This window comes from Eggerthella lenta DSM 2243, assembly GCF_000024265.1.
GTDB lineage: Bacteria > Actinomycetota > Coriobacteriia > Coriobacteriales > Eggerthellaceae > Eggerthella > Eggerthella lenta.
In genome coordinates, this window is the sequence record NC_013204.1 from 3,389,620 (window position 1) to 3,414,107 (window position 24,488).

Consider the following 24,488-nt stretch of genomic DNA (forward strand, 5'->3'; position numbering starts at 1 on the left):
GCTTCCTCTCTTATATGCATGCATGTAAACGATTGCGTTCGGCACGCGCATCCGCGTCGATCCCTTGCTCGCCAGCACCCGACGTCAACGCCAGATGCTCCCGCATGCCCACGAGCACGTCGACCAGCCCGATGTAGAACCGGGCGTCGTCGGCAAGCTCCAGCAGGCGCATGCGATACGCGGTGAGCCACGAGAACCGCTCCAAAACGAATTGGCGGGCGGCATCTCGCATCCCCGACCGCAGCAGCACGGCTGCAAGGTCGAGCTCGAGCGCAAGATGATCCGGGCACGCCGAAAATTCCGGCGGCACCCGCATGCCCATGCGCTCCACGAGATCGCGCATATAGCGCGCCGAATCTCCCTGGTACATGCCCTCGGCTTTCGAGAACGGAGACGGCAGCGACCCGTTCGACCACGTCGTGTACAACGACTCTGCCGGCACTGCCGATTCCGGCAGCCCTCCCGTGAAGTGGCGTGCGGCGAACAGCCGCTTCTCGTCGTACGTCGGCGGCGTGAACAGCGCCTTCACCTCGCCGGCGGAAAGGAACTCCTGAAGCGGGCAGCGGCTGCGGACGCGGGCTATCGGGCTGGTCGGCTCGCCGAGCGCGTCGTCGTCCTGCAAGCCGCGCCGAGCGGCGTCAAGAAAATCCGACCAGAGCGGGCCGTCTATCAGCTGCTTCCACTCGTCTTGCCCGACGGGCGCGAAACACATCGACAGCACCGTGAACATCTCGTCGTATTCCATGGCTTTTGCCTCCTTTCCGCATCTCTTCGGATCGGCCGCGCTTTCAGCGGGCCGAAACCGGACATGTCCAGCGATCACGCCTACGCTTGCACGAGGGTCGTCGTCCTCACGACGCCCTGGTCGATGACCTTCTGCGCGATATCCTCCCAATCGATGAACTTGATGGCGCCGTTCGGGCACTGCTCGGCGCAGCGTCCGCACGAAATGCACTTCGTGGATACGCCGGTCTCGCTGTCGACGCGCGGCATGTTCCACGGGCACGCCTGGCTGCACATGCCGCAGCCGATGCACTTCTTCGTGTCCACCGTGCGCGCACCGGACTCTTCGTCGGCGTAGATCGCGTGGACCGGGCAGTAGTTCATGCATGCCGGGTCGGCGCACTGCTTGCAGTGCTCGACAGTGAACTCGCAGTTATCGTAGATGCCGTCCTTGGTATCGACGCTGGCACCGAAGTTGTAGTTCGGCCACACGCGCACGCGGGCTATGTGCTGGCACACGCGACCGTCGTTCTTCAGCGTGCACATCATCTCGCATCGCTGGCAGCCCGAGCAGCGGGCACGGTCGGTCACGATCATCTTCGTGGGCGTGGTGCGTATCTCGATGCGCCCCGAAGCGATCGAGGCCGACGTGACGCCCCACGACGCCAGCACGCCGCCGACCACGAGGCCGGCAACGCCGCAGCCGGCCATTGCCAGCACCGTGCGGCGCGTAAAGGTTTTCTGCTTGGGCTCCTCTTCGGGCCCGGCGCTCTGAGGCGCGGGCGCGGATGCGTTCGTCTCCGGCGCAGCGGCCGGGAAGCTCGTATCCTCGGAGGTGTTCTGGTTCAGATTGGAATCTGACATAGCCTAGTGCTCCCTCCCTCACATAGGTACGGTGAGTGTCGTTTTCCTCGTCCCGTCGTCGCGCGAGTGTTCGATGCCCCTTTTAGGGGAACCGCCCCGAATGGAACGTTCGCGGCGACGGCTTGCGCTCGATATCGCTCCGCGCGCAGCCCCACACAACGCACGAAAGTATAGGATGGCCCCGTGCACGGCCCCTCCCCTCTTTGAGGTACTTTTTACCGCTGATCGGCTAGTTCCTCAAAATACCCTCAAAGAGGGGATGCCTCGTCCGCCTCTGTCGGCATACTGGCGAACGACGATTGTTGTCAGCACTCGCATCGCCCACGCAGGTTCCCACACAACACCGAACCTCAGTAATCTATCCAAGATTTGGAGATGCAACATGGCTGACGAAACATCGTATGGATGGGCCGGTAAGATCCTCCGCGTCAATCTGAGCACGGGCTCGATCACGACGCAGCCGACCGACCCCTACAAGGAGTACATCGGCGGCATGGGCTTGGCCAACAAGATCATGTACGACGAAGTGCCCGCCGGCACCGACCCCTTCTCCCCCGAGAACAAGCTCATCTTCGCCGTAGGACCGCTGACGGCTTCCGGCGTGCCCCTGGCCGGCCGCACCACCATCTGCTCGCTGTCCACGTTCACGAAGGACCACCTCGTGGTGGACGCCCACTGCGGCGGCATGATCGGCGCGAAGATCAAGCTGGCCGGCTGGGACGCCGTGGTTCTGGAGGGTGCATCCGACCACCCCGTATACCTGAACATCGTCGACGACAAGGTGGAGATCAAGGACGCCGGCTTCGTGTGGGGCATGGGCACCCGTGAGACCACCGAGATGCTGTGCCGCAAGGAAGGCGTCGAGGCGTGCGTGGCCGCCATCGGCCCCGCCGGCGAGAACCTGCTTCCGTACGCGTGCATCATCAACGCGCGCAACCACTCCGCCGGCGCCGGCACGGGCTCGGTGATGGGATCGAAGAACGTCAAGGCGCTGGTGGTGCAGGGCAACGGCAGCGTGAACGTGAAGGACCCGCAAGCCGTAGCCGACCTGTCCGACTACATGCTGCGCGAGGTCATCGGCTCCAACAACAACCACGTGGTTCCGCAGACGCAGCAGGAATGGGCCGAATTCTACGACAAGGGATCCCGCTGGTCCGCCCGTAGCGGTCTGACCTGGGGTATGGCCGAAGACGGACCCATCGACACGGGCGAGCCGAAGCCGGGCGAGCTGAACACGGTGGGCTATCGCTGCATGAAGTCGGTGTACGACCTGGGCGAGGTGGCCGAGAAGTACACCATCAAGATGGACGGCTGCCACGGCTGCCCCATCCACTGCTACTCCGACCTGCGCACCGAGCGCACCGGAGAACTGGGCGGCAAGACCACGTCGGGAAACACCTGCGCGGCCAACTTCCCGTTCAAGTACATGGAGGGCATCCTCAAGACGGGCATCGCCGAGGACAGCGAGTCGGGCATTGTATGGAACACGCTGATCGGCACCACCATTGACGAGCTGGGACTGTGGTGCAACTACGCGCAGCTGTGGCGCGACCTGGCGCACTGCATCAAGGCTGGCGTGTTCGACCGCGTACTTCCCGAAGAGGAGAAGGCGAAGTACGACTGGCAGCGCATCTACAACGACGACCCCACCATCATGGTGGAGCTGCTGAACGACATCGCCCAGAACGACTCCGAGATCGCCCACATCGCCTACGGCCCGTACCACTGGACCGAGCGCTGGGATGACAAGGGCTGGTTCGATCAGCAGCCCAGCCAGCTGATCAACTACCGCGGCTGGCCCGTGCACCACGCCATCGAGTGCTTCGGCCAGGTAGGCGGCGTGTACAACATGATGTTCAACCGCGACGATATGATCCACTCCGCCGTGAATTTCCAGGGCTGCGGCCTGCCTTTCGAGCTGAAGCAGGAAATCGCCGAAGAGGTGTGGGGCGGCAAGGACGCCATCGACCAGAACAAGAACTACACGCCCATGAACGAACGCAAGGCGAACTTCGCCTGGTGGAGCGTGGTCACCGACGTGCTGCACGACTCGCTGACGCTGTGCAACTGGACGTGGCCCATGACCATGAGCCCCACGAAGGCGCGCAACTACCGCGGCGACCTGGACCTAGAGGCCAAGTTCTTCAAGGCCGTCACCGGCGAGGACGTGACCACCGACGACCTGTACCAGGCCGGCGCCAGAATCATGACGCTGCAGCGCGCCAACACCGTGCGCGGCATGACGAAGGAAGACGGCACCAGGGGCGAGAACGACATGCGCAACGTCCATGATGTGATGTGCGCCTGGACGTTCGATATCGACCCGGACAAGAAGCCCTTCACCGAGGGCACCATCAAGATGGACCGCGACGACTTCCAAACCGCCCTGGGCATGGTGTACGACACGTTCGGCTGGGATCACGAGAAGGGCTGCCCGACGGCCGCCTGCCTCGACCAGTACGGCATGGCCGACGTTAAGGAAGAGCTGGACAGCCTGGGTCTGCTGCCGTAGAGCAATCCTCCGCAGGGCCGCAACCCCTCCGCGGCTTTCGCCCCCCTACCAGAACGCCCCCGGATGCAGCATCCGGGGGCGTTCTCGATTGAGCGGGAAAGGCGGCCGAAGAATACGACGACAGCCCTACGCTTCGGCCATCTTCAACTCCACTCTCGTGGATCTCAAAGAACAGTGCTCGCAGATCATGCAGGGGACGCTCAGGGAGTTGCAGGGGACGACCGCGTCAAGCTCTTCGAGGGAGGCCCCTTGGCGAACGAGATAATCGCCGATGAGGGCACGGACGGCCTCGATGGCGAAATGGATAGTGTACACCTTGTCCACGGGAACCCCGTCGAGCGCCGTCTTCACGTCGTCGGTCGTGATGGCCAGCGCCTCGTCGAACGTACATCCTTCGAGCATGGAGCACACCACGCTGGCGCACCCCGTGACGGCCAGGCAGCCGCGCGTCTTGAAGCCGGCGCGCACGAACGTCCGCGTGTCGTGGTCGATCACGGCGAACAGGCGCAGCGCCACCTCTCCGCGCTTCGACTTGCCCACCATGCTCTGGGCGTTGAACCCTTCGGGGGCGCCGCCGTTGCGGAAGTTCGCAACCACGGACAGCAGCGTGTCGGAGTAGCCCGTCACGCCGTCCTCGATCTCGGTTTGGTACACGTCGGCCGTGCGCAGCACATGGCGGTCCTGCACCTCGCGGTACACGTTGCGCGCTTCGTCTTCCATGGAGAACCTCTCTTTCTAGCAAGATCCTGCAACTCCGCGCCTGCAGCGCTTCGCTCAGGACGACTAATGCAAGTACGCCGAACGGGCGCGATAGCGTTTACAGAAACATGTCGCGCTCGACGGAGTTCCACTCTGCGAGCGACTTGGCGTAGGCGGGCGTCAGGTACTCGGTGGAGAAGTAGTACACGTCGCCGTTCGACGCAGCGACGGTATCGAGGTCCGGATAGGCGCCGCTGTCGCGCACGGTGCGCCACAACTCGTCGATTTCATCGGCCGACAGGTTGAACGGCTCGTTGGACAGCGACGACGCCTCCATGGGGCGCGGGTACTTCCGCGATTCGTCGCGCACGCACTCCACAAACGTGAGCACGCGATCGTCCTCGCTGGCGAGGAACGACCACCGCGCGTACGCATCGGTCATGCGCTCGGTGGAGTACAGATAGTAGCTGTGCTTGCCGACGAGCGCAACGATATCGTCGCAGGGAACGCACGGGGGATCGGCCAGGGTTTCGGCATCCTGTGCGCTATCGCGCCGCTCGGGATCCTTCGACTCCGCGCCTTCGGCGCTGCGCTCAGGATGACGGAGCTCCTCTGAGGCTTCGGAGCTGCGCTCGGGCTGGCGTGGCTCTTCTGCGCCCTTCGCCGTCGCAGCGCCTTCCGACTCGGGCTCCTCCTCCGTGCGCAGAATGCGGGGAACGCCCACCGCACGGGTCGCCGTGCGAACGGGGGTCGCGGAAGCCGCAACGACGCGCGCGTCGCGCTCAGCCCTGCGATCCTCAAGGTACTCGTACACGAACATCTCCCAGTCTTCGGCCGAGAAATGCGCCGGCACGAGGCCCGCCTTCAACCACTGCGCCGGCTGAACAAGCTTGGCATCCGCAGACTGCGCGCGCACGTCATCGAATACCGCCGTCAGAAACAGACGCTCGACCTCTTCGTCGCTCAATTGCGCCTCGGCAACTTCCCCCTCGCGACTATCGGCAGCCGTTTCGGCAACACGCTCCCATGCGGGCATCGCTATTGGCGCGCTGACGCTTTCCGCTTCGTCGGGAACCTTCAAACCGAGCGATTCGATATCTTCTCCTTGTTCAGCCATTGCCCGGATCACTTCGTCTCGAATTCGCTGAGCTTCTAAGTCAACCACCGCATCGCTCCTTTCCCCTGCGTTGTTTTTCGTATGGTATGATGACCCACGGCGCGCATCCGCCATCCCCTCTTTGAGGATAAATCGAGGTGAATGGAGGACGCGTCCGCGTCGACTACGTACCAAGCACGGGGAGGGAGTGTACGGTTGGGCGCACGCACGACAACAGCACCGACTCCAACAGGCGCCGAGCAAAACCAGGCCCGCAACGGACTCGAGGGAGCGGCACATCGCTTCGCGCCGCTCTGGCCGCTTATCCTTGGTCTGGCTTTCGGGCGGGCCGGACTGATCGTCGCCAGCTATGGAAGCTACACCAGCACCGACGAAGGTATTTTCACCGACGGCGCCATGCTGGTGGCATTAGTCGTCTTGGCTTTGTTCCTGGTCTTCATCGTCCTCAGCAAACGAACGATCAGCAAGCACGTCACCAACGTGATCATGCGCACATGCGTCGCACTGGAAGCGTTTGTGCTGATGGCTCTCGCCGTATTCGACCTTTTCGGCATCGGCGACGAAATCGAGCGCTTCGCGCTGAGCTCGCTGTGCACCCTCGTGTCGTCAGGCGCCATCTATTATTGGCTGCGCCGCGCCCGCGGAACGAGCACGACCACGGCTGCCGTCTTCGTGTTCGCCGCGCTCATCATCAGCGAAGTGGAGATTTATCTGTGCACGCTGCTGCCCGTATTCGCGGGAAACTTCGTTGCCGCCGCGCTCGTGCTGCTGCAATACCCCTGCATAATATGGGCGCGCAGGCAACGCCAACCGCATGACATCGTCTCGCCAACGCAGGCCAACGATTACTTCGGATTCTCAAAAACCATGTTGCAAAGCAAGCAGTTCCTCACTGCCACTGCACTGGGCATCGGATGCCTGTCTATCGTAATCGGCTTGCTGCGCGGCTACCCCGACGGCACCTCCATCGCGTTCACGCCCGCTACGCGCATCGCGTACGCTGCGCTGACCATCGGCGTGAGCGTCGCGTTGATCGTATTGGTGCTGAAGCGGCGAGAACGCGTCATGACCGTAGGGATTTTCGTGATCATGGAACTGCTGGCCTGCTTCGCGCTGATCGCCTATGCCGGATTTCCCGACATGTTGGACATCGGAGCGGTATTCACCACCACGTTCAACGCGCTCATGGTGGGATTCACCTGGTACGTCATCATCGCGTTCATGAGCTACGGATGGCGCGACCCGTACTATTACGCCATCGCAGGATGGCTGGTGTGGCTAGGCTGCCGCGCCGTAGCGCGTATCGCGTTGCTGGCGGCTCACGAGCTGTTCTCCAACGACATGCTCATGAGCGCCGCGATGGGCACCATGGTGGTCCTCTCCACGCAAGTGGTGTTCGTGCAATTCCTCAATATCACGCGTCGCAACGCCGAGGAACAAGAGGAGCAGAGCGCACGACGACAGAGCATGCTCAAGATCATGGGACTCGACGAACACGAAAGCCTTGCGGACATGCGACAGGCCTCCATGAAGCACAACGCCGAAGAGATGGGCAAGCAGTTCCTGTTGTCCGATCGGGAGATCGAGGTGATGGCGCTGTATGCGCTCGGCTACACGCAGAAGCGCGTGGCCGAAGAGCTGTTCATCACGCAGGGCACGGTGCATGCCCACATCAAGCGAATCTACGCTAAAACCGGCTTGCACTCCCGTCAGGAGATCCTCGACTATCTTGAACAGTACGCGTCGTAGAATAGGATGCCGGCGCTCGCCGCGCATACGGCATGCGTCGGCAGACGAAGAGACGAAAGAAGACCCTGGGGGAACGGGATGCCGAATCTCATCGACATAGCGCAACGCCTGGCCGAGCGACCGATGGTGGCGCTGCTGCATGAAGAGCGCTGTCTGCCGGAGCGCGATCTGGGCTCCACCTGCACGCGTTGTGCCGAAGCGTGCCCGGTCGACGCGATCGCCGTCGGGTTGGAGCGCGATACGGAGGCGTCGCCCGCCGCCGCATACGGGTCCGTGGCGAAAAACGGCCCGGCCGGACCGCGCATCGACGATGACGCGTGCGTGCGTTGCGGCCGATGCGTCACGGCGTGCCCCACCGCCGCGCTTTTGGCGATAGCACCGCTCGACGACGACGCGCTGTTGGAAGCGAGCGTGCGGGCGGGAGCCGCGGCGGCGAAGCGGGCGGCGGGTTTTGCAGCGGAAGAGGCCGAGGGTCAGGGAGATTCGATCGGGACGCGCGATGCGGAAGCCCAGGTCGAGGCCCCGCAAGCCGCAGTCGCTCCCGCTTGCGCTGGATTCGCGTGCGAGCGCGCTGTGCGCGCAGGCCACATCGATGCCGAGCGCACGGTCGCCCTTCCCTGCCTGGCGTGGGTGGACGAAGCGCTCATCGTGCACATGGCGCGCGCGGGCGCGCGGCGCATCCTGCTGCTGACGGCTCCGTGCGCCTCGTGCGAGCACGCCAAAGCCGTCGTCGACTTGCCGAAAACGGTGCGCTCGGCTCAGCGCATCCTCGACACGTGGCAGCTCGACGCCGCTGCGAGCATCGTCGAAACCGTCGACGATGTAGCCGCGTCCGAGGACGAGGACGCCGCTGGCGAAGTGTCGCGGCGCGGCCTGTTCTCGCAAGCGCGCTCGGCGCTGGTGGAAGCGGCCACCGATGCAGCGTCGGCGCAGATGGACGCGCTGACGGGCCGAAGCGCGACCGACGCCCCCGCGCCCGAGCCCGACCGCCGCCGCTGGCAGCTGCTGGACGACCTGCACGCCGCGGGCCTCCCGGCTGGCGATGCCGTCGTGCCGCGCGCGCTTGCGCCGCGCGTGGACATCGATCCCGAGCGCTGCTCGGGCTGCGCGCTATGCGCGGGCTTCTGCCTCACGAAGGCGCTGCGCAAGGCCGGCAAAGCGCCAGGCGGGCGCACCCTGCTGGAATTCGATGCCGCGCTCTGCCGCGATTGCGGCACCTGCACCGACACCTGCCGCTACGGCGCCATCTCCCGCGAGGAGACGCTCACCGTATCCGAGCTGTTCGCGCTCGAACCGCGCGCTATCGTCATACCCAAGCGCCGCGTGCTGCCCAGCCGCCGCTGACCGCGGACGATTCGCAACACCGCCCGCCTGCTACCATACCCCCTCATCAGAAAGGAACCGACACCACGATGCTCCACTTCGACAGCGACTACATGGAGGGTGCCCATCCCGCTATCCTCGAACGCCTGGCCGCCACCAACTTCGACCAGACTTCCGGCTACGGCACCGACGAGGTGTGCGCCGCCGCCCGCGAGCGCATCCGCGAAGCGTGCGCGTGCCCTCACGCGAGCGTGTACTTTCTGGTGGGAGGCACACAGGCCAACGCCGCCGCGGCCGACCAGATCCTGCGGCCCTGGGAGGGCATCGTGTCGGCGACCACCGGCCACATCACCGCGCACGAAGCCGGCGCGGTGGAGGCGTGCGGCCGCAAGACGCTGCCGCTGCCCCAGCACGACGGCAAGCTGGACGCCGACGAGGTAAGAGCGCTGTGCGAGGCGTACTGGGGCGACGAGAACCGCGAGCACATCGTGGCACCGGGCGCCGTGTACATCTCGCACCCCACCGAGTACGGCACCGTGTACTCGCTGGCCGAGCTGGAGGCGTTGGCGCAGGTGTGCCGCGACTTCGACATGAGGCTGTTCATGGACGGGGCGCGCCTGGGCTACGGCCTGGCCGCCGTGGGCGCCGACGTCACGCTGGCCGACATCGCACGCTTGTGCGACGCGTTCTACATCGGCGGCACGAAGGTGGGCGCGTTCTGCGGCGAGGCCGTGGTGTTCACGAAGCCGGGGCTGGACGACCACTTCTTCACGCTCATGAAGAAGCGCGGGGCGCTGCTGGCGAAGGGCCGCTTTCTGGGTTTGCAGTTCGACGTGCTGTTCGACCAGGAGGACGGCGAGCTGCGCTACCAGCGCATCGGGCGTCACGCCGTCGAGCTGGCGCAGCGCATCGCCGAGGGCTTCCGCGCGAAGGGCTACGAGCTGGCCATCGACTCGCCGACGAACCAGCAGTTCGTGGTGCTGGATGACGAAACGAAGGCGCGCCTGGCCGAACATGCGTCGTTCGGTTTCTGGGAGCGCACGCCCGACGGCCGCACCGTCGTGCGCTTCGCCACCAGCTGGGCGACGCGCCCCGAAAGCGTGGACGAGCTGCTGGCGCTGCTGTAGAGCCGCTTGTCATCCTGAGCGGAGCGCCGCCAGGCGCAGAGTCGAAGGATCCGCAGCGGCGTTAGCAGGAAAGCTTCCAGCTGGCACCGCACGGGATCCTTCGACTCGCTTCGCTCGCTCAGGATGACAATCTAGGCGCTACGGCTGCGGCACGAGCGGCGGGAACTGAGGCAGCTTCGGGGTTCCCATGCGCAGGCTCAGCTGCACCTCGCAGGGCTTGCAGGCCTGGCTCAGCTCCACGTCGCTTTGCACCGACATGTACATATACGTATCGATAGCATCCCAACCCGTGATGTGCATGAGCAGGCGCTGCATCTCCTTCGAGACGTTCATCAGAGCCTCGTCGAACTCCTGCGCGCTGGCGTTCACGTACCACTTGCCGTGCGGGCCGAACGTTTCCAGCACGGGCCAGTTCAGCTCGAAGCCCTTCACCAGCGACACTTTCACCGTGATCTCGGCCGCGATCTCGATGCCCGTGCCGCACAGCTCGGCATCGCCCATGGTGGCGTGCACGTCGCCCATTTGCAGCAGCGCGCCCGGCACGCGCACGGGGAAGTACATACGCGTTCCCTTCGTGATCAGCTTGTTGTCCAGGTTGCCGCCGTGCGCGCCCACGAAGCCGTCGATGACGTCCTCGCCGTCAGGCGCGGTGCCGATGACGCCGATCATCGGATCGATGGGGAACTTCACGCCGTTGAAGTCGGCCATGCCGTCCTCGATGGGGATGATCTTGCTGCGGTAATCCGTCGTTTGGTACAGCGGTCCGCAGTGGTCGTCGGTGGCGATTACGCCGTGGTCGGCCACCTGCACGTCGTAGATGTCCACCACCAGCACGTCGCCCGGCTCGGCGCCCTCGATGTACACGGGGCCGGCCGCCGGGTTCGTGAACCCGTACGAGAAGTTGAGATCCTTCATGGTGACGTCTTCTGTGGGGATGCGCCCGGCGAAGCAGTCCTGCGTCTTGAACAGCAGCACCTCGCCCGGCTGCGCGGTCGCGCACGGCGCGTTGTCCTTGGAAAACGCCAGAACCTGATCGGTGATAACCTGCATGAAGCCCTCCTCGTCGAAATCGATGATACGATCAGTATATTCCTTTGTCGTCGTCTCGTGCCATCCCTAACCAAGAGAGCTATCCAGTATACTTGCGTGCATGAATGGAGCATTGGACATACTCAAAGTGCGGATATGGTGCGCAGTGGGGTTCACCAGCTATTGGGCCTGGCTGTTCCTCTTGCTTATCGCCCAGGTGTTCGGAGCACCACAGCAAACACCCATAGGAAACGTATGGCTTTGGTGCACCGTCGCCCATATCGCATCCTTGATCCTTCTGGGCTTGTTGGCTCCACGGCTCTCGCCGTATTGCAACAACGCAGTCGTCACCGCAAGCTCCCCGGCAATCATGGCCGGAGGAACGGGGCTGCTGCTCGCAGGCATCACCGCGAATTCCACGATCTCGATCCTGCTCGCGCTCATCTTCGTAGGCATAGGGACCGCCGGCATGGTACTGTGCTGGGGCGAGGTGCTTGCGGCACTGAGCTTTAAAGGAGAGCAGCGTGCGCTGATACTCTCCTGCATGATGGCGAGCATTCTCGTCTATCTGGCATTCTCCTTTCTGCCCACCGAGGCTCTCTATGGCTTCCTGTTCCTCATGCCGGCCATCGCCGCTGTTCCTCTACAAATGTGCATACGCACGCTCGACCTTCATCGGAGCATAGAAGAAGACCGTTCAGAACAACCCGAGAAGCTGACCTCGAGATTTGTGTTGTTCTGCCTGATATATTCAGTGCCGCTCGGATTCTTTCAAGTGAGGTACACCGTGGATGGCGGCCTGGGCGCTTGGGTTCCCGTGCTGGTTCCTTCGCTTTTGGTTCTTGCCGCCATTGGCATAGTCGACCATATCTTTGAACGACAGCGAGGCTCCAACTTCCTGCCAGCCATCGTCATACCCGGCGCCATTGCGGGCCTATTTATGCTGGCAGCTTTCAACGACAACGATGCCCGACCTGCCGGTGTTCTCATTTTCTCAGCTCAGCAACTGCTCACGGTAATGCTGTACGCGCGGTTCGCTTTCATGGCCAGTCGCAAGAAGAACAACCCGGCGACCGTCTTCGCACTGGGCGTTGGCGCAACGGACGCGGGCTTTGTTCTAGGCATGCTCGCCGGAGAATCACCAACCGTAAGCGCATGGCCGCTGGATCTGACCTTAGGTATAGCTTATATTGTCGTGCTCGGAGGCTTTTTGGCAACCGGCGTTTTCCAGCGCAAAGACATCGGCTCCGAAGATAATGCACAATTCGCTACGGCTATCGATTCGCGCAACGACCTCAAACGCGAACTGGAAGCAATATCCGCAAAGTACGGTTTGACCGCCCGGGAAGAGGAAGTGCTCGGACAGCTGCTTCACGGAAAGAGCGCTTCCGCGGTTGCCGCAGATCTGTTTCTGTCTAAGAACACCGTGCGCTCCCACATCGCACATCTTTACCAGAAGATGGACGTCCACACGCGCGACGAGCTGATCGAACTTATCGACGCACAATAACGTTCCTCTTTTCCCAATCTTTGTTTTCATCCCTCACCTCCACTATGAGACGTATTCCCAGGTCAATCGTCTCATACACCCCACATGGCATGGAAATCATCCACCCTGCATGAATACAGCATGCCTGCATGAGCTTCATCCTCGGATCTGCAGGTGAAGGGGCGGTGGATTCAACGAGTTTCGCGATCCACCGTACTAGCAAAGGAGGACATCATGACGTACGCACTGGATCGCAGGAAATTCATCGGAGGCGCAAGCGTGCTGGCAGCCGCTGGAATGCTGGGCATAATGGCGGGCTGCTCGCCAAACGGTCAGGCGAGCGCAGCTAAGGAAGAGGCCAAGCAGCAGTCCGCCCCCGACGAAACGCGCGAGTACGACATCGCCATCGTAGGCGCGGGTGCCGCCGGATTGGCAGCCTGCGTGGATGCGGCGCAGCAGGGCGCAAAGGTCGTCTGCATCGAGCAAAACCCGCAAGCCGGTGGCAACTGCACCGGCGTCGAAGGCTGCTTTGGAATTAATTCAAGCATGCAGAAGGAGCTGGGAGTCGATGCCGACCCCGGATCGACCATCCGCATGGAGCTGCAGGCATCCCAGCTGAAAGCAAGCGGCCCGGGATACGTTGACATGGTGCATGCTTCGGGAGAGAACATCGACTGGCTCGTCGAGAATGGAGTCAAGTTCGGAGGCGTGGACGCCGACAAGGGCGATCTTATGGTATTCCATCGCTTCGAGACCGGCTCGGGGCAGGACAGCTACGTGGTGCCTATGGCAGCGAAAGCGGAGGAGCTGGGAGTCGAGTTCATGTACGGATCCAAGGCTCGAAGCCTCGTTTACGAAGAGGGCGGGCCGGTTACCGGCGTCATCGTCGAAGCAGATAAGTCGGTTATCCAAATCAACGCAAAAGCGGTCATGCTGGCAACGGGCGGCTTTGCCGACAACGAGGAGTTCATGGCCGAAGCAGGACTTGACGAGACCAAGCGCAAGCAGGGCGGCGTTCCCGGGCACGACGGATCAGGCCACATCATGGCGGTCGAGGCCGGCGCGAAAAGCTGCCGCGACCATGCCGCTTTCCTGGTAGCCGACTTCGTGCAAGGGCTTCCAGGTTACTACGAAGATGGCAAATGGTGCTTCATGATCGGTGTCGCAGCACCCTACGCTCTATGGATCAACGAGAACGGCGAGCGCTTCATCAATGAGGATTGCCCGGCCACGAACATCATGCTCATGTTCGTGCCGTGCCTCCGAAACAAGAGCACGCACGTGGTGATGGATTCAGCCATGCTGGAGCAGTACATGGCAGGTGACGATGAAACGCAAAAGCAGCTCGACCAGGGAATTAAGAGCGGCGAGATCGTGAAAGCCGATACCCTTGAGGAGCTGGCGAAGGCGGCGGGCTTCGATGCGAAAACGTTCGCTTCGACGGTTGAAGAGTACAACGGCTTCTCCGAAGCAGGATCCGATCACAACTATGGCAAAGACCCCTCGATGCTGATGCCCCTTGCACAGGCCCCGTTCTACGCAATCCGCATCGTTGGCGAAGTCAACACATCTATTGGCTCCATCAGCACCGACCGCACGTTCCACGCCGTCGACTCAAACGACGAGCCTATTGAAGGCCTGTACGTTATCGGCGTCGAAGGCGCCATGCTATGGAGCGACGTATACACCATCAACGTCTCCGGCGGATGCAACGCCAACAACGTCAACTCGGCACGTACTGCAGTTCGAAACGCAGTGGAGACGTTGCTCTAAGCCAGCTTGCAGAACAAGCTCGGACCGATCGCGCAAAGCCCTTGCCGCTTCCCTCCCCGGCAAGGGCTTTCGCGAACCCTACGCCATCCCCAGCCACGTGGCGAACTTCGGCACGTAGCCCATGACGAATATGATGATGATAAGCGCTGGGATGCCGAACTTCAGCCACACGCGCGACCACGCCGGGAACCGCATGCCCTTGCCCGTGTCGGCCTCGGCCAGGAAGTTGTCCCAGCCCCAGCCGCCCTTCGTCACGCAGAACAGCACGTAGAACAAGCTGCCCAGCGGCAGCAGGTTGTTCGACACGATGAAGTCCTCGATGGACTGGATGTCGCCGATGGCCGGAACCTGCACGCCCGCCAGCACGTTGAACCCAAGGGCGCACGGCAGGCTGAGCACCGTCACGATGATGGCCGTGCGGGCGACCGCCGTCTTGCGCGTCCAATTCCATTTGTCCATCGACCAGCTGATGAGGTTCTCGAACACCGCGATGATGGTGGACAGCGCGGCGAAGCTCATGAACACGAAGAACAGCGCGCCCCACAGCTGCCCGAGCGGCATCTGGTTGAACACGCTGGGCAGCGTGACGAACACGAGTCCCGGACCGCTGCCCGGTTCCACTGCGAACGCGAAGCACGCCGGGAAGATGATGAGACCCGCCACAAGCGCCACCGCGGTGTCCAAACCGCAGATGCGCAGCGCCTCGCCGGTGAGCGAGCGCTCCTTGCCGATGTAGCTGCCGAAGATTTCCATGGCCGAAATGCCCAGCGACAGGGTGAAGAACGCTTGGCCCATGGCCACGTACACCGCGTCGCCGAACGTGGCCCATTGCTCAACCGTCGTCGCGCCCGCGAACAGCTTGCCGAAGTCGGGAACGAGGTAGAACTTGAGGCCTTCCAGGCCGCCCGGCAGCGTGACCGCGCGCACCACGAGCACGGCCATGATGGCCAGCAGGCAGATCATCATCACCTTCGTGATGCGCTCGACGCCCTTCTGCAACCCCAGGCTGCACACGAGGAAACCCAGCACGATGACCACGAGCATCCAACCCACCAGCTCGGTGGGGTTCGCCAGCATGTCGTTGAACACGGCGCCGACGCCCGCGCTGTCCAGGCCGTTGAACGCACCCGTGCCCATCTTCACCACGAACGACAGCATCCAGCCGCCCACCGTGGTGTAGAACATCATGAGCACCATGCAGCCGATGTAGCCCCACCACGAAAACCAGTGCCACTTGCGCGACGGCTGCAGCGTGTCGAACGCCACCGCCGAGCTCTTCTGGCTGGCACGGCCCACGGCGAACTCCATCACCATGACGGGCAGGCCCAGGATGACGAGGAACACGAGGTACATCAGCACAAACGCCGCGCCGCCGTACTCGCCCGTGATGTAGGGGAAGCGCCACACGTTGCCCAAACCGATGGCGCACCCCGCGGAAATCAAGATGAAGCCCAAACGCGAGCCGAACCGTTCGCGCTTGGCGACGCCCGCTCCGGCCTCGTTCGCCGCGCCGACCCCCTTGCCGTTGCTCATACCATACCTCTCCCGATGACTCTTGTACGAAATTGCCCGTAAAAAAAGCGTTACGATTGTAGCGTAAGAATCGTAGGGATGAGGCTTTGACCGCTATTTCGCAGCGTTTCGAACGATGCTGCTGTCCCGATACGCTCTGCACGCGCTTACGATGATGCCGCGCGAAACCCGTCGCGGGCGCATTATAATGATGCGACGCAGCCTCGGGGGTCACGACGGAGGAGATATGGGGAACACCGACAAGCAGCATGGCGCAGGGCAGCTCGGTTCCGACCGACGCTACCTTGTCGCCGTCATAGGCTTCACGTGCCTGTACGCCGTGTGCGTGTCGTTCTTCTATTCCAGCTGGCTGGTCGGACGGCCGGGCTTTGCGCCCACGGCGTTCGACAACGTGCTGAACCCCTCCATCCTTGCCGCTTCGCTGCTGTTCTCGCTGCTCGTGCGTTCGAAACTGCCCCTCGGCCGCACGGCATACCTTGCGGCGGGCTACGCCGGGTTCGCGCTGGCGTTGGGCGGCACGTTCTTCGCCGCGACGACTTCGCTCGACCCTGCCGTCGTCACCGCTTCGGCGATAGCGGCCGGCATCGGCATGGGACTGGTCATGCCCTTCTACTTCGAGACGTTCGCACGCTACTCGTCGCGCCGCATCGCCATCGCGTTCGGCATCATGTCGCTGGGCGGCATGGCGGCGAACATGTTGCTGGGGTTCGCGCCCGACGCCGCTTCGCTGGCAACGTACACGGTGCTGCTCGGCGCCTCGGCGCTGTGCCTGGGCTTCGCGCACCGTGCGGAAGCCGATGGAAGCGAACGCCGCGATCCCCCGTCGCATGCCCGCGGCGCGCTCTCGAAGCACGATTTCCTCAACGTGTTCCTCGTATCGGGCGTGTGCACGTTCGCGCTGTCCATCGTGTACGGCATCCTCGATACCGCGGCAACGGGCACCAGCGCCTCGCCCGCCGCGTCGATCCTCATCTCCCAGTTCGGAGGCATCGCGGCGGCCGCAGTGTTCCTCGCGTACTTCGGAACCCGTTCGAAGCCGAACCCGTCCATGCTGTTCAACGTGGTGTTCGGCATCCTAGCTACCGGCATCCTGTTCCTGCCGTTTTTGTCGAACGACTACGCCGTGTCGCTGAACATCCTGGCAGCCGCCGGATGGAAGCTCGTCATGCTGGCGCTGTTCTACCTCGTGGTCACCACCTACGCGCACTGCCGCACGAAGCTGCTCGTGGGCATCTCGCTGGCGTACGCGCTGCCGCGCTTCGGCCTGTTCGTGGGGCAGAACGTGGCGCAGCTGCTGGGCGTGGGCAGCACGGCCGATTTCGTGCGCACCACGGCGGTGGCGTTCTTCTTGCTGTACCTCATCCTCATGGTCATCTGGATGGTGAACTCGCACGAGCGCAAGCGCGCCGAATCGCAGGCGCGCGCGGCGGACGAGCTGCTTGGGCGTTTCGCGCAGGAGCAGGAGAGCGTGCGCAAGCTGCGCTGCGACGCGCTGGCCGACGACCACGGGTTGACGAACCGCGAGAAGGACATCCTGTACCTGCTTGCCCAAGGGCGCGACCTCGCGTTCATCTGCGAGACGCTGTTTTTGTCGAAGAACACGGTGAAGAGCTACCAGAAGACCATCTACGCAAAGCTCGACGTGCACAGCAAGCAGGAGATCATCGACCTCGTGCATGGGAAGCCCGACGGACCTCGCCGTTAAAGCAAGCTCATCCTGAAGCTCGCCTTAACGATTCCTCTCCCATAACCCCTGGTCGCGCACCCCACCTCAAGGGGGGTTTCGCAGTTTCCCGCTTCGGGTGGGGTGCGCGCGCCCTTTTGCGTCCGTATGGTTGATTCCGGCAGATGCGCTTCGGCGCGTCGGGCATGGGAATCGCGAAGGATCGCAAAACAGAGGAGGCTGAGCATGGGGAACATCGCATCGAACGCAGCAGGAGTATCGCGTCGCTCGTTCATCACGGGAGCGGCGGCGGCCGGCGTGCTGGCAACGTTGGGCTTGGCGGGATGCGCGCCGCAGGATAAGCAGACTGCATCGGCGGCCACAAGCGGCGCCGACACGAAATGGGATGAGGAGTGCGACGTCCTGGTCGTGGGCAGCGGGTACACGGGTCTGGCCGCGGCGCTTGAGGCGAAGAACGCCGGCGCGGACGTCAAGGTGATCGAGAAGACGGCGCGCGTCGGCGGCAACTCGGCGCTTGCGGCCGGCGACTTCGCCGTGTGCAACTCCAGCGTGCAGAAGCGCGAGGGCGTGCAGGATTCCGTCGAGCAGTACGTGGACGACATGATGGTGGCGGGCCTGTACCTCAACGACAAGGAAAAGTGCCGCGTGATCGCCGAGAAGTCCAACGAGACGTGGGAGTGGACCATCGAGATGGGCGCCACCTGGGCGAAAAACGACAACGACGAGTACTTCCTCTACCCGTACGGAGGCCACACCGTCATGCGCTCCATCGCGCAGGGCGACGGCGGCGGCGCGAACGTCACGGGCCCCTTCGCCGAGAAGCTGAAGGAATTGGGCGTCGAAGTCGAGACGAAGCGCATGCTCACCGAGCTGGTGAAGGACGCGAACGGCCGCGTGATCGGCGCTATCGTGCACGACAAGCCCAGCGGCAACGACGTGGAAAGCGGCACGCCCGTCGCCATCAAGGCGAACAAGGCCGTCGTGCTGACCACCGGCGGGTTCGGCCGCGACCTGGCGTTCCGCCAGGCACAGGATCCGCGTCTCGACGACTCCGTGGATTGCACGAACCAGGAAGGCGCCACCGCCGAAAGCCTGCGCGCTTCGGTGGCCGCCGGCGCGATGGCGGTGCACACCGACTGGATCCAGCTGCTGCCTTTCATGAGCCCGGACGAGCAGGGCTACGGCGTCGCCGCCTTCTACACCGACGGCCAAGCCAGCTATGCTCCCACGCTGGACGTGGCCACCGGCAAGCGCATCGTCAACGAACTGACCGACCGCAAGCGCTACGCCGATGCCATCCTCGAAACCGGTCAGCCGTGCGTGCAAATCACGTGCAAGAAGGCGCTGTACGACGGCGGTAGCGGATTGGAAGGCGCGCTGAAGGCCGGCATCACCACCGAGTTCTCGTCCATTGAAGAAGCGGCCGAGCACTACGGCATGCCCGTCGACGCCGTGAAGGAGGAGATCGCCCGCTACAACACGTTCGTGGAGAACAAGCTGGACGAGGACTTCAAGAAGCCCATCCCCGACGACGCCCAAACCATCGACGAGCCGCCGTTCTACGGCGTGCGCCTGTGGCCGAAGGTGCACCACTGCATGGGAGGCGTGAAAACCGACCTCGAGTGCCGCGTCGTCGACATGGACCTGCAGGTCATCCCCGGCCTGTATGCAGCGGGCGAAGCAGTGGGCGGCATCCACGGCGCGTGTCGTCTGGGCTCCTGCGCCACGGCCGACTGCCTGGTGAACGGCCGCATCGCCGGCCAAAACGCCGCCAAGGAGCAGAGCGCCTAGCATCTGCGCGATGCGGCGTGCCGACCCCCGCTCGCACGCCGCATCGTTTGTCGCCCGAAAGCCGCGGTTTTGCCGCCAAGAGCGAGGCTTTCATGCGACAACGCGCCCCCTACCAACCAACTCGCGCCGCCCCGCCTCCCGGAAGGGCGACAAGCGAACCCCCGACCAAGCAGCGGCTCGAATAGAAGAACGAAAACAAGCGGAACCGCCGCGACCCTTGCTACTCCTCGTCGTCCACCTTCGTCTCGAACGTGAAGCGTGCAGCCTGCATCTCTTTGAGGTACGCCGAGCATATCCTCAGTTCGCGGCCGTCTTCGAGCGTGATGGCGAGCGAGCCCATCTTTCCATCCGTATCGAGTCGGATAAGCTTCATTGACGAGACCGACAGCGTCTTGATGGTCTGCCCGTCTTCCCCGCGCTCCTTGAATACGATCGGCTTCGTCTTCGTGAACCCGAATGCGTCGCGAATCTCCATCTCGCTCATGTCGGCCGTCTCAAACATCGTCATCACCGTTCCTTACCTCCGAGTATAGGGCGCCGCGCGTCATCCTCTCGATGCCCTGGAACGAAGGGTCGCCCACGCAACCCTCCGCAGCAAAAAAAAACAACGATCCCTACCGTAGTATATAATCTTTTTAATCATTGATGACGAAGAGCTGTTCTAAAGAGCGCGCCCGCAATCGCCCAGATGCGAGCAAGGCCGAAGACGGGGCGAACGAGCTTCCCGCGAAACGCAGCAAACACCGCCGCACCCAGCGGCGGTTCCCCATCGTTCGCCTCGCGCCAACGATCATGCGCTGTCGAATGCTATTGTTCGAGAAAAATCGACACCACGCACTGACAGAAAAGACCCCCCCCCCGGGTCTTTTACCAAGCGAACGCCGGCGTTTGCGAGAGCCTCGCAGCTGCAAACACCGGCAGCACAAGGCAGCGCTACTTGTACGTGATCAGCACCAGACAGCACAGCAGGCTGTCTCCCATGCCGCTGGGCGACAACTGCACGTCCAGGATCTCGTAGCCCTGCTTCTGCATGAACTCCAGCACGCCGTTCAAGATGCGCGACGTGTTCTTGCGGCTGTAGCCGCCCGCCATTTCAAACGCGCCCGCGTGGACCATCCCGTCTTTCGGGCGCAGATCCATGTTCTCCAGATACGTTGCCAGCTTCTCCAGCGCTTTATCCTCGGCGCTCTTACCCGTACCCATGAATCCCATGCTTCAGACCCCTTCCCTTCTGCGACGCGCCCTACCAGCGCTTCGCGATCGTCACTTCGTTGCACCCGTCGACGTAGCGGTACGAATGCGCGTCCATCAGACGCTTGACCATCATGATGCCCAAACCCCCGATGGGAGTCTCCTCCACCGAGCGGGGAGCCTCGGGGTCGGCGTGCCCGAACGGGTCGAACGGCACGCCGCCGTCGCGCAGCACCACCCTCGCCCCGCACCCGTCGGACGCGAGAGACACCGACACCTCCACATCGCCCGACCCGGGGTCGTACGCATAGCGAGCCACGTTCACGAACAGCTCCTCCACCGCCAAGCGCAGCTCCTTGCGCGCCTTGGGCGGGCACTCCGTCGTTTCCAAAGCCTCCGTCAGGAACCGCTGCACGGCAGGCTCGTTGCCCAACGCCGCCTCGATGCGCATGGTGCACGTCTCCGCCGCCTCCACCTTCCTACTCCACGTCGAAGACGTCGATAAGACCCGTGATGTCGAACACCTCGCGAATGTCGTCGCTGGCGTTCACGATACGCAGAGCTCCTTCCGCGGCTGTGACCCGCTTTTGCGTGGCCACCAACACGCGAAGACCCGCCGACGACAGGTACTCCAGGTCGGCGAAGTCGAGCACCACCTTGTTCGTGCGCTCGAACACCGGCTCAAGAGCCTCCTCCAAATCGGCAGCCGTATTGGTGTTCAGATGCCCTCCCAACTTGAGAACCGCCTCGCCTCCGAAATAGTCTACTGCGATGTTCACATCCATGGTTACCCTCGATTCCCGGCCGCCGACGCCGCGGGGCCGTTTTCCTGTCCATCGTAGCGCAGCACCAGCAGCGTGATGTCGTCGGCCTGATCGGCCCCTTCCGCAAAGGCGCGCACGTCCTCCTCGATAACGCCCGACACGGATGCCGGGTATCCGTCGCACTCCCGCTCCACCAGCTGGAACAAGCGTTCGTCGCCGTAACAATGATCCGACGCATCCATGGCCTCGGTCACTCCGTCGGTGTACAGGATCAGGGAGTCGCCCCGGATCATGGTGCGCTCGAACACGCAATAGGGCACACCCTCGAAGCTGCCCAACAGCAGACCCGACCGGTCGCGCATCCACTCGACCGAACCGTCAGCGTGTCGGTACAGCGGCGGGTTGTGCCCGCCGTTGGCGTAAACCAATTTGCCGGATCTCAAATCCAACACCCCAAGCCACACCGTAACGAACATGCCGGCTTCGTTGTCCTCGCACAGGCCGTCGTTCGCTCGAGCAAGCACCTGGTCGGGCGAGAGGTCCTCGCGCAGGAGCTGGTTCAGCAGAGCCTTGACGCGCATCATGAACAGCGCCGCCGGTACGCCCTTGCCGGATACGTCGGCTATTACCACGCCGCAGTGATCCTGATCTATCAGGAAGAAGTCGTAGAAGTCGCCGCCCACTTCCTTTGCCGGGTGCATGGATGCCGATAGCCCGAAGTCATCGCATCCTGAGAACGGCGGGCGCACGGTGGGCAGAGCCGAAAGCTGAATGCGGCTGGCCACAGCGAGCTCGGATCGCGCCCGCTCGCGCTCGGCGCCCATGCGCGCGATGTCGTCCATGTGAGCCTGCAGCTCGTCGATCATGTCGGCCGTGCTGGCAGCCAGATCGCCCACTTCGTCTTTCGGGTAGCACTGCGAGCGGATGACGTCGGCCACGGCCGCGGACTTGCTGGCAGCGTAGTCCCGCACCTGGGAGCTGAGCGCTACGAGAGGTTTCACCAAGGTGCGGCGGAGCAGCAGAAGCATAGCCGTCAGGCAAACCGCGAACACGGCGAACGACACCACCACCGTGCTGGCAACCTGCGATCGCACTGCAGCTTCCAGCTCGTCGGTGCCCATCGACACCTCGTAAACCCAGGTCTGGCCGTCCACGGCAAAAGGCACGTACATAGCGTACGTTTCGCCGTCCGGCGCAAGGGCGGGATCCGTGCTGGGCTCGCCGGTTTCGACCGCTTCCCACAAGGCGGGGTAGTCAGCTTTGAGGCGCTGCTCCTCGTCGCCGAAGAAGTGAGCATCCACCCCGCGCTTCTGATCGCCGGAAATCCCCTCCGCAACGTAGAGGACGGTCTCGTTCTGCTCGTCCGGAACAACTACCGCAAGCCTCGACACGCTGAACGAAGCGCGCAGCCGGTCGAGCATCGCGTCCAGGGAATAGAGCGAGAGGGGTATGCTTTTTCGCTCGTACTCCGCCAGCATGCCGTCGAGACGATCCTGATCCTCCTCGGTCGCCTCCTCCTCCGACCCCTTGAGCCTGTCGACTTCGGCATTGTAAGCGCTTATCAGCCCCTGCGTTTCCGCGAGGCTCTGATCGTACGTCGTCGCGGGGTCCAACTCGTCAGCGTTGTCTTTCCACGCTTGCAATGCATCCGAAGGAAGCGCCTGCGGAGTGGCGTTCGCGGCGTAACCGCCCACCTGCCCCAAGCGGTAGGCTTCGGACTGCAGGAAGGTATCGCGCGTGCTGACGTACGCGAGTGCGCAGTTGAGCACCACGGCCACTACGGCGAACGCCAGGAACACGAGCGCCAGCTTGCGAATGAGCCTTCCCGCATGCCCATCGTTTCGGCCGGACGACCGCTCCACCCGCCTTTCGTCGTTTTTCACGCAGCACCCCCGCATCGCGTCTTCATCGCATATTCGTTCGATCATAGGCCGGTCAGGCGATCGCTGGCAAGGCGCGCCGAACGAACGACCATTTCCAGCGAACGAAGGACGAGTTCAGCGAGCGAAGGCAAACAGAGCGAGCGGCTCTCGCCGCACAGCGAGCGGCTGACCTTGGCATCGTGCATGATCGTTCGTTCGCCGGGATCGGTCTTTCGTTCCGCGCTGCTTGCCTTCGCGAAGGCCGTTTCTATACTGAAGGAATTCGAAACGTCCGGCACGAAGCCGAGCGCCCCCTGGACACGAGAAAGGCGGATAGGCTATGGATGACTCCAACAAAGACGATCACGCGAAGACCCTTCCAAAGGAGCACGACCGCGACGCGGCAATCGACGACGCGCGGAAGGCCCCGGAAGAGCTTGAAGATGAAGGCTTAGATGCCGTATCGGCCGGGTCGGGCGAATGGTCTCGTTTTGGGCCAGGCATCCCCCCGAAACCCGTACCCCTTCAGTAACAACTGCCCTTTGCAACCTGGCACCGCTCGTCATCAGGCACTTTCAGACGTCTGGTAGAAGCCGCACCCATACTTCGCCTCATCAATCCTCTACGATAAAGGACACGCTATGAGCAATCCAGCGCGTACCGGAACCCAAAAAGCCCTGCACGTCGTGTCCATCATCATGATCGTGCTCGGCGTGCTGGTAATCCTATCGGGCGCCTCCCTCATCGCGCTCGGAGTGTCGGCCGCCACGATGGGAATGGACCAGCCGATGACTTTGGGCGATACCGAGACCACGGCAGACACCACCTCCGTCGCTCTGGGAATCATCGTCCTCGCCATGGGCTTGGTTCAGCTCGTCGTCGCCGCATTCGGCCTGCGCGGCTCCAAGGACGCAAGCAAGATCGGGCCGTTTAGAATCCTCATCTGGGGCATCTCCCTGGTCATCCTGGCGACCATCCTGTACGGATGGTTTTTCAACGGCAACTGGTACATCCAGAACAGCCCTCTTCTGCTCATCGGCAACGTGATCTACCTGCTGGTGTGCTCCACCCTCGCCGACGCGGTGAAGAGGGAGCACGACCTGGGCATCGTGGGCGAGGCCAAGGCCGAAGTCGAGCGCTCGGGCAGCCAGAAGGCGCTGCTGGTCATCGGCGCCTGCACGTGGCTGGCCTACGACATCATGCGCCAGAGCCGCGGCATCGAGGCGTAAGCGCGAGCGGCCCAGGTGCCCCTGCACAG

At 63.1% G+C, this 24,488-nt stretch carries 22 protein-coding genes; 10 read left to right on the forward strand and 12 right to left on the reverse strand.

Annotated features, from left to right (window positions below; genetic code table 11):
* Positions 1-10: 10 nt before the first annotated feature.
* On the reverse strand, positions 11-745 hold the full coding sequence (locus ELEN_RS14635; RefSeq protein ID WP_009305281.1) for a molecular chaperone TorD family protein: 735 nt from the start codon (positions 743-745) through the stop codon (positions 11-13).
* A gap of 80 nt (positions 746-825) precedes the next feature.
* Positions 826-1,587, reverse strand: a complete 762-nt coding sequence (locus tag ELEN_RS14640; protein ID WP_009305282.1) for a ferredoxin-like protein — start codon at positions 1,585-1,587, stop codon at positions 826-828.
* 382 nt (positions 1,588-1,969) lie between these two features.
* On the opposite strand from ELEN_RS14640, the gene ELEN_RS14645 reads away from it, so the two are divergent.
* Entirely contained in the window at positions 1,970-4,099 is a 2,130-nt protein-coding gene (locus ELEN_RS14645; protein ID WP_009305283.1) for an aldehyde ferredoxin oxidoreductase, read from the forward strand.
* A 126-nt stretch (positions 4,100-4,225) separates the two neighbouring features.
* Here ELEN_RS14645 and ELEN_RS14650 read toward each other — a convergent pair whose 3' ends face one another.
* Positions 4,226-4,819, reverse strand: coding sequence for an iron-sulfur cluster assembly scaffold protein (locus tag ELEN_RS14650; protein ID WP_009305284.1), 594 nt, complete (start codon positions 4,817-4,819; stop codon positions 4,226-4,228).
* Between the two features lie 97 nt (positions 4,820-4,916).
* Positions 4,917-5,915 (reverse strand): hypothetical protein, encoded by a 999-nt coding sequence (locus tag ELEN_RS14655; RefSeq protein ID WP_009305285.1) that lies wholly within the window; start codon positions 5,913-5,915, stop codon positions 4,917-4,919.
* A 396-nt stretch (positions 5,916-6,311) separates the two neighbouring features.
* Here ELEN_RS14655 and ELEN_RS14660 point away from each other — a divergent pair, with 396 nt between their 5' ends.
* The 3 genes from ELEN_RS14660 to ELEN_RS14670 all read left to right on the forward strand — a co-directional run bounded on the left by ELEN_RS14660 (position 6,312) and on the right by ELEN_RS14670 (position 10,114).
* Entirely contained in the window at positions 6,312-7,664 is a 1,353-nt protein-coding gene (locus ELEN_RS14660; protein ID WP_233992420.1) for a helix-turn-helix transcriptional regulator, read from the forward strand.
* Positions 7,665-7,742: 78 nt separating this feature from the next.
* Positions 7,743-9,008 (forward strand): 4Fe-4S binding protein, encoded by a 1,266-nt coding sequence (locus ELEN_RS14665; RefSeq protein WP_015761459.1) that lies wholly within the window; start codon positions 7,743-7,745, stop codon positions 9,006-9,008.
* Between the two features lie 68 nt (positions 9,009-9,076).
* The gene (locus ELEN_RS14670) at positions 9,077-10,114 is read left to right on the forward strand and encodes a threonine aldolase family protein (RefSeq protein ID WP_015761460.1); all 1,038 of its coding nucleotides are present in this window, start codon (positions 9,077-9,079) and stop codon (positions 10,112-10,114) included.
* A 138-nt stretch (positions 10,115-10,252) separates the two neighbouring features.
* Here ELEN_RS14670 and ELEN_RS14675 read toward each other — a convergent pair whose 3' ends face one another.
* Complete coding sequence (locus ELEN_RS14675; protein WP_015761461.1) at positions 10,253-11,164, reverse strand: acetamidase/formamidase family protein; 912 nt, start codon at positions 11,162-11,164, stop codon at positions 10,253-10,255.
* A 145-nt stretch (positions 11,165-11,309) separates the two neighbouring features.
* Here ELEN_RS14675 and ELEN_RS14685 point away from each other — a divergent pair, with 145 nt between their 5' ends.
* Both ELEN_RS14685 and ELEN_RS14690 read left to right on the forward strand, forming a co-directional pair.
* The gene (locus ELEN_RS14685; protein ID WP_158539342.1) at positions 11,310-12,653 is read left to right on the forward strand and encodes a helix-turn-helix transcriptional regulator; all 1,344 of its coding nucleotides are present in this window, start codon (positions 11,310-11,312) and stop codon (positions 12,651-12,653) included.
* 213 nt (positions 12,654-12,866) lie between these two features.
* Complete coding sequence (locus ELEN_RS14690; RefSeq protein ID WP_015761463.1) at positions 12,867-14,405, forward strand: FAD-dependent oxidoreductase; 1,539 nt, start codon at positions 12,867-12,869, stop codon at positions 14,403-14,405.
* 78 nt (positions 14,406-14,483) lie between these two features.
* On the opposite strand, the gene ELEN_RS14695 is transcribed toward ELEN_RS14690, so the two are convergent.
* Positions 14,484-15,938 (reverse strand): sodium-dependent transporter, encoded by a 1,455-nt coding sequence (locus tag ELEN_RS14695; protein ID WP_015761464.1) that lies wholly within the window; start codon positions 15,936-15,938, stop codon positions 14,484-14,486.
* Between the two features lie 226 nt (positions 15,939-16,164).
* On the opposite strand from ELEN_RS14695, the gene ELEN_RS14700 reads away from it, so the two are divergent.
* Both ELEN_RS14700 and ELEN_RS14705 read left to right on the forward strand, forming a co-directional pair.
* Positions 16,165-17,643, forward strand: coding sequence for a LuxR C-terminal-related transcriptional regulator (locus ELEN_RS14700; protein ID WP_015761465.1), 1,479 nt, complete (start codon positions 16,165-16,167; stop codon positions 17,641-17,643).
* A gap of 204 nt (positions 17,644-17,847) precedes the next feature.
* On the forward strand, positions 17,848-19,413 hold the full coding sequence (locus tag ELEN_RS14705; protein WP_015761466.1) for a flavocytochrome c: 1,566 nt from the start codon (positions 17,848-17,850) through the stop codon (positions 19,411-19,413).
* Positions 19,414-19,633: 220 nt separating this feature from the next.
* Here the strand turns inward: ELEN_RS14705 and ELEN_RS14710 are convergent, their stop codons facing one another.
* From ELEN_RS14710 to ELEN_RS16240, 6 genes are all read right to left on the reverse strand, one after another.
* Positions 19,634-19,921 carry a hypothetical protein gene (locus tag ELEN_RS14710; RefSeq protein ID WP_009305293.1) on the reverse strand — a complete coding sequence of 96 codons (288 nt, stop codon included), beginning with the start codon at positions 19,919-19,921 and terminating at the stop codon, positions 19,634-19,636.
* Positions 19,922-20,346: 425 nt separating this feature from the next.
* The gene (locus ELEN_RS14715) at positions 20,347-20,625 is read right to left on the reverse strand and encodes a hypothetical protein (RefSeq protein WP_009305294.1); all 279 of its coding nucleotides are present in this window, start codon (positions 20,623-20,625) and stop codon (positions 20,347-20,349) included.
* 31 nt (positions 20,626-20,656) lie between these two features.
* Positions 20,657-21,079: an ATP-binding protein gene (locus tag ELEN_RS14720; protein ID WP_009305295.1), complete on the reverse strand. Its 423-nt coding sequence runs from the start codon at positions 21,077-21,079 to the stop codon at positions 20,657-20,659.
* Between the two features lie 4 nt (positions 21,080-21,083).
* Positions 21,084-21,389, reverse strand: a complete 306-nt coding sequence (locus tag ELEN_RS14725; RefSeq protein WP_015761467.1) for an STAS domain-containing protein — start codon at positions 21,387-21,389, stop codon at positions 21,084-21,086.
* Between the two features lie 2 nt (positions 21,390-21,391).
* Positions 21,392-23,251: a PP2C family protein-serine/threonine phosphatase gene (locus tag ELEN_RS14730; RefSeq protein ID WP_041691772.1), complete on the reverse strand. Its 1,860-nt coding sequence runs from the start codon at positions 23,249-23,251 to the stop codon at positions 21,392-21,394.
* A gap of 41 nt (positions 23,252-23,292) precedes the next feature.
* Positions 23,293-23,529 carry a hypothetical protein gene (locus ELEN_RS16240; protein WP_057385068.1) on the reverse strand — a complete coding sequence of 79 codons (237 nt, stop codon included), beginning with the start codon at positions 23,527-23,529 and terminating at the stop codon, positions 23,293-23,295.
* Positions 23,530-23,570: 41 nt separating this feature from the next.
* Here ELEN_RS16240 and ELEN_RS14735 point away from each other — a divergent pair, with 41 nt between their 5' ends.
* Positions 23,571-23,762, forward strand: a complete 192-nt coding sequence (locus ELEN_RS14735) for a hypothetical protein (RefSeq protein WP_009608472.1) — start codon at positions 23,571-23,573, stop codon at positions 23,760-23,762.
* Positions 23,763-23,871: 109 nt separating this feature from the next.
* Positions 23,872-24,459 (forward strand): hypothetical protein, encoded by a 588-nt coding sequence (locus tag ELEN_RS14740; RefSeq protein WP_009608429.1) that lies wholly within the window; start codon positions 23,872-23,874, stop codon positions 24,457-24,459.
* Positions 24,460-24,488 lie beyond the last annotated feature (29 nt).

Coding starts and splice junctions, on each gene's coding strand:
- ELEN_RS14635 (WP_009305281.1), bottom strand. CDS start 745: ATGGAATACGACGAGATGTTCACGGTGCTGTCGATGTGTTTCGCGCCC.
- ELEN_RS14640 (WP_009305282.1), bottom strand. CDS start 1,587: ATGTCAGATTCCAATCTGAACCAGAACACCTCCGAGGATACGAGCTTC.
- ELEN_RS14645 (WP_009305283.1), top strand. CDS start 1,970: ATGGCTGACGAAACATCGTATGGATGGGCCGGTAAGATCCTCCGCGTC.
- ELEN_RS14650 (WP_009305284.1), bottom strand. CDS start 4,819: ATGGAAGACGAAGCGCGCAACGTGTACCGCGAGGTGCAGGACCGCCAT.
- ELEN_RS14655 (WP_009305285.1), bottom strand. CDS start 5,915: ATGGCTGAACAAGGAGAAGATATCGAATCGCTCGGTTTGAAGGTTCCC.
- ELEN_RS14660 (WP_233992420.1), top strand. CDS start 6,312: ATGCTGGTGGCATTAGTCGTCTTGGCTTTGTTCCTGGTCTTCATCGTC.
- ELEN_RS14665 (WP_015761459.1), top strand. CDS start 7,743: ATGCCGAATCTCATCGACATAGCGCAACGCCTGGCCGAGCGACCGATG.
- ELEN_RS14670 (WP_015761460.1), top strand. CDS start 9,077: ATGCTCCACTTCGACAGCGACTACATGGAGGGTGCCCATCCCGCTATC.
- ELEN_RS14675 (WP_015761461.1), bottom strand. CDS start 11,164: ATGCAGGTTATCACCGATCAGGTTCTGGCGTTTTCCAAGGACAACGCG.
- ELEN_RS14690 (WP_015761463.1), top strand. CDS start 12,867: ATGACGTACGCACTGGATCGCAGGAAATTCATCGGAGGCGCAAGCGTG.
- ELEN_RS14695 (WP_015761464.1), bottom strand. CDS start 15,938: ATGAGCAACGGCAAGGGGGTCGGCGCGGCGAACGAGGCCGGAGCGGGC.
- ELEN_RS14700 (WP_015761465.1), top strand. CDS start 16,165: ATGGGGAACACCGACAAGCAGCATGGCGCAGGGCAGCTCGGTTCCGAC.
- ELEN_RS14705 (WP_015761466.1), top strand. CDS start 17,848: ATGGGGAACATCGCATCGAACGCAGCAGGAGTATCGCGTCGCTCGTTC.
- ELEN_RS14710 (WP_009305293.1), bottom strand. CDS start 19,921: ATGACGATGTTTGAGACGGCCGACATGAGCGAGATGGAGATTCGCGAC.
- ELEN_RS14715 (WP_009305294.1), bottom strand. CDS start 20,625: ATGGGATTCATGGGTACGGGTAAGAGCGCCGAGGATAAAGCGCTGGAG.
- ELEN_RS14725 (WP_015761467.1), bottom strand. CDS start 21,389: ATGGATGTGAACATCGCAGTAGACTATTTCGGAGGCGAGGCGGTTCTC.
- ELEN_RS14735 (WP_009608472.1), top strand. CDS start 23,571: ATGGATGACTCCAACAAAGACGATCACGCGAAGACCCTTCCAAAGGAG.
- ELEN_RS14740 (WP_009608429.1), top strand. CDS start 23,872: ATGAGCAATCCAGCGCGTACCGGAACCCAAAAAGCCCTGCACGTCGTG.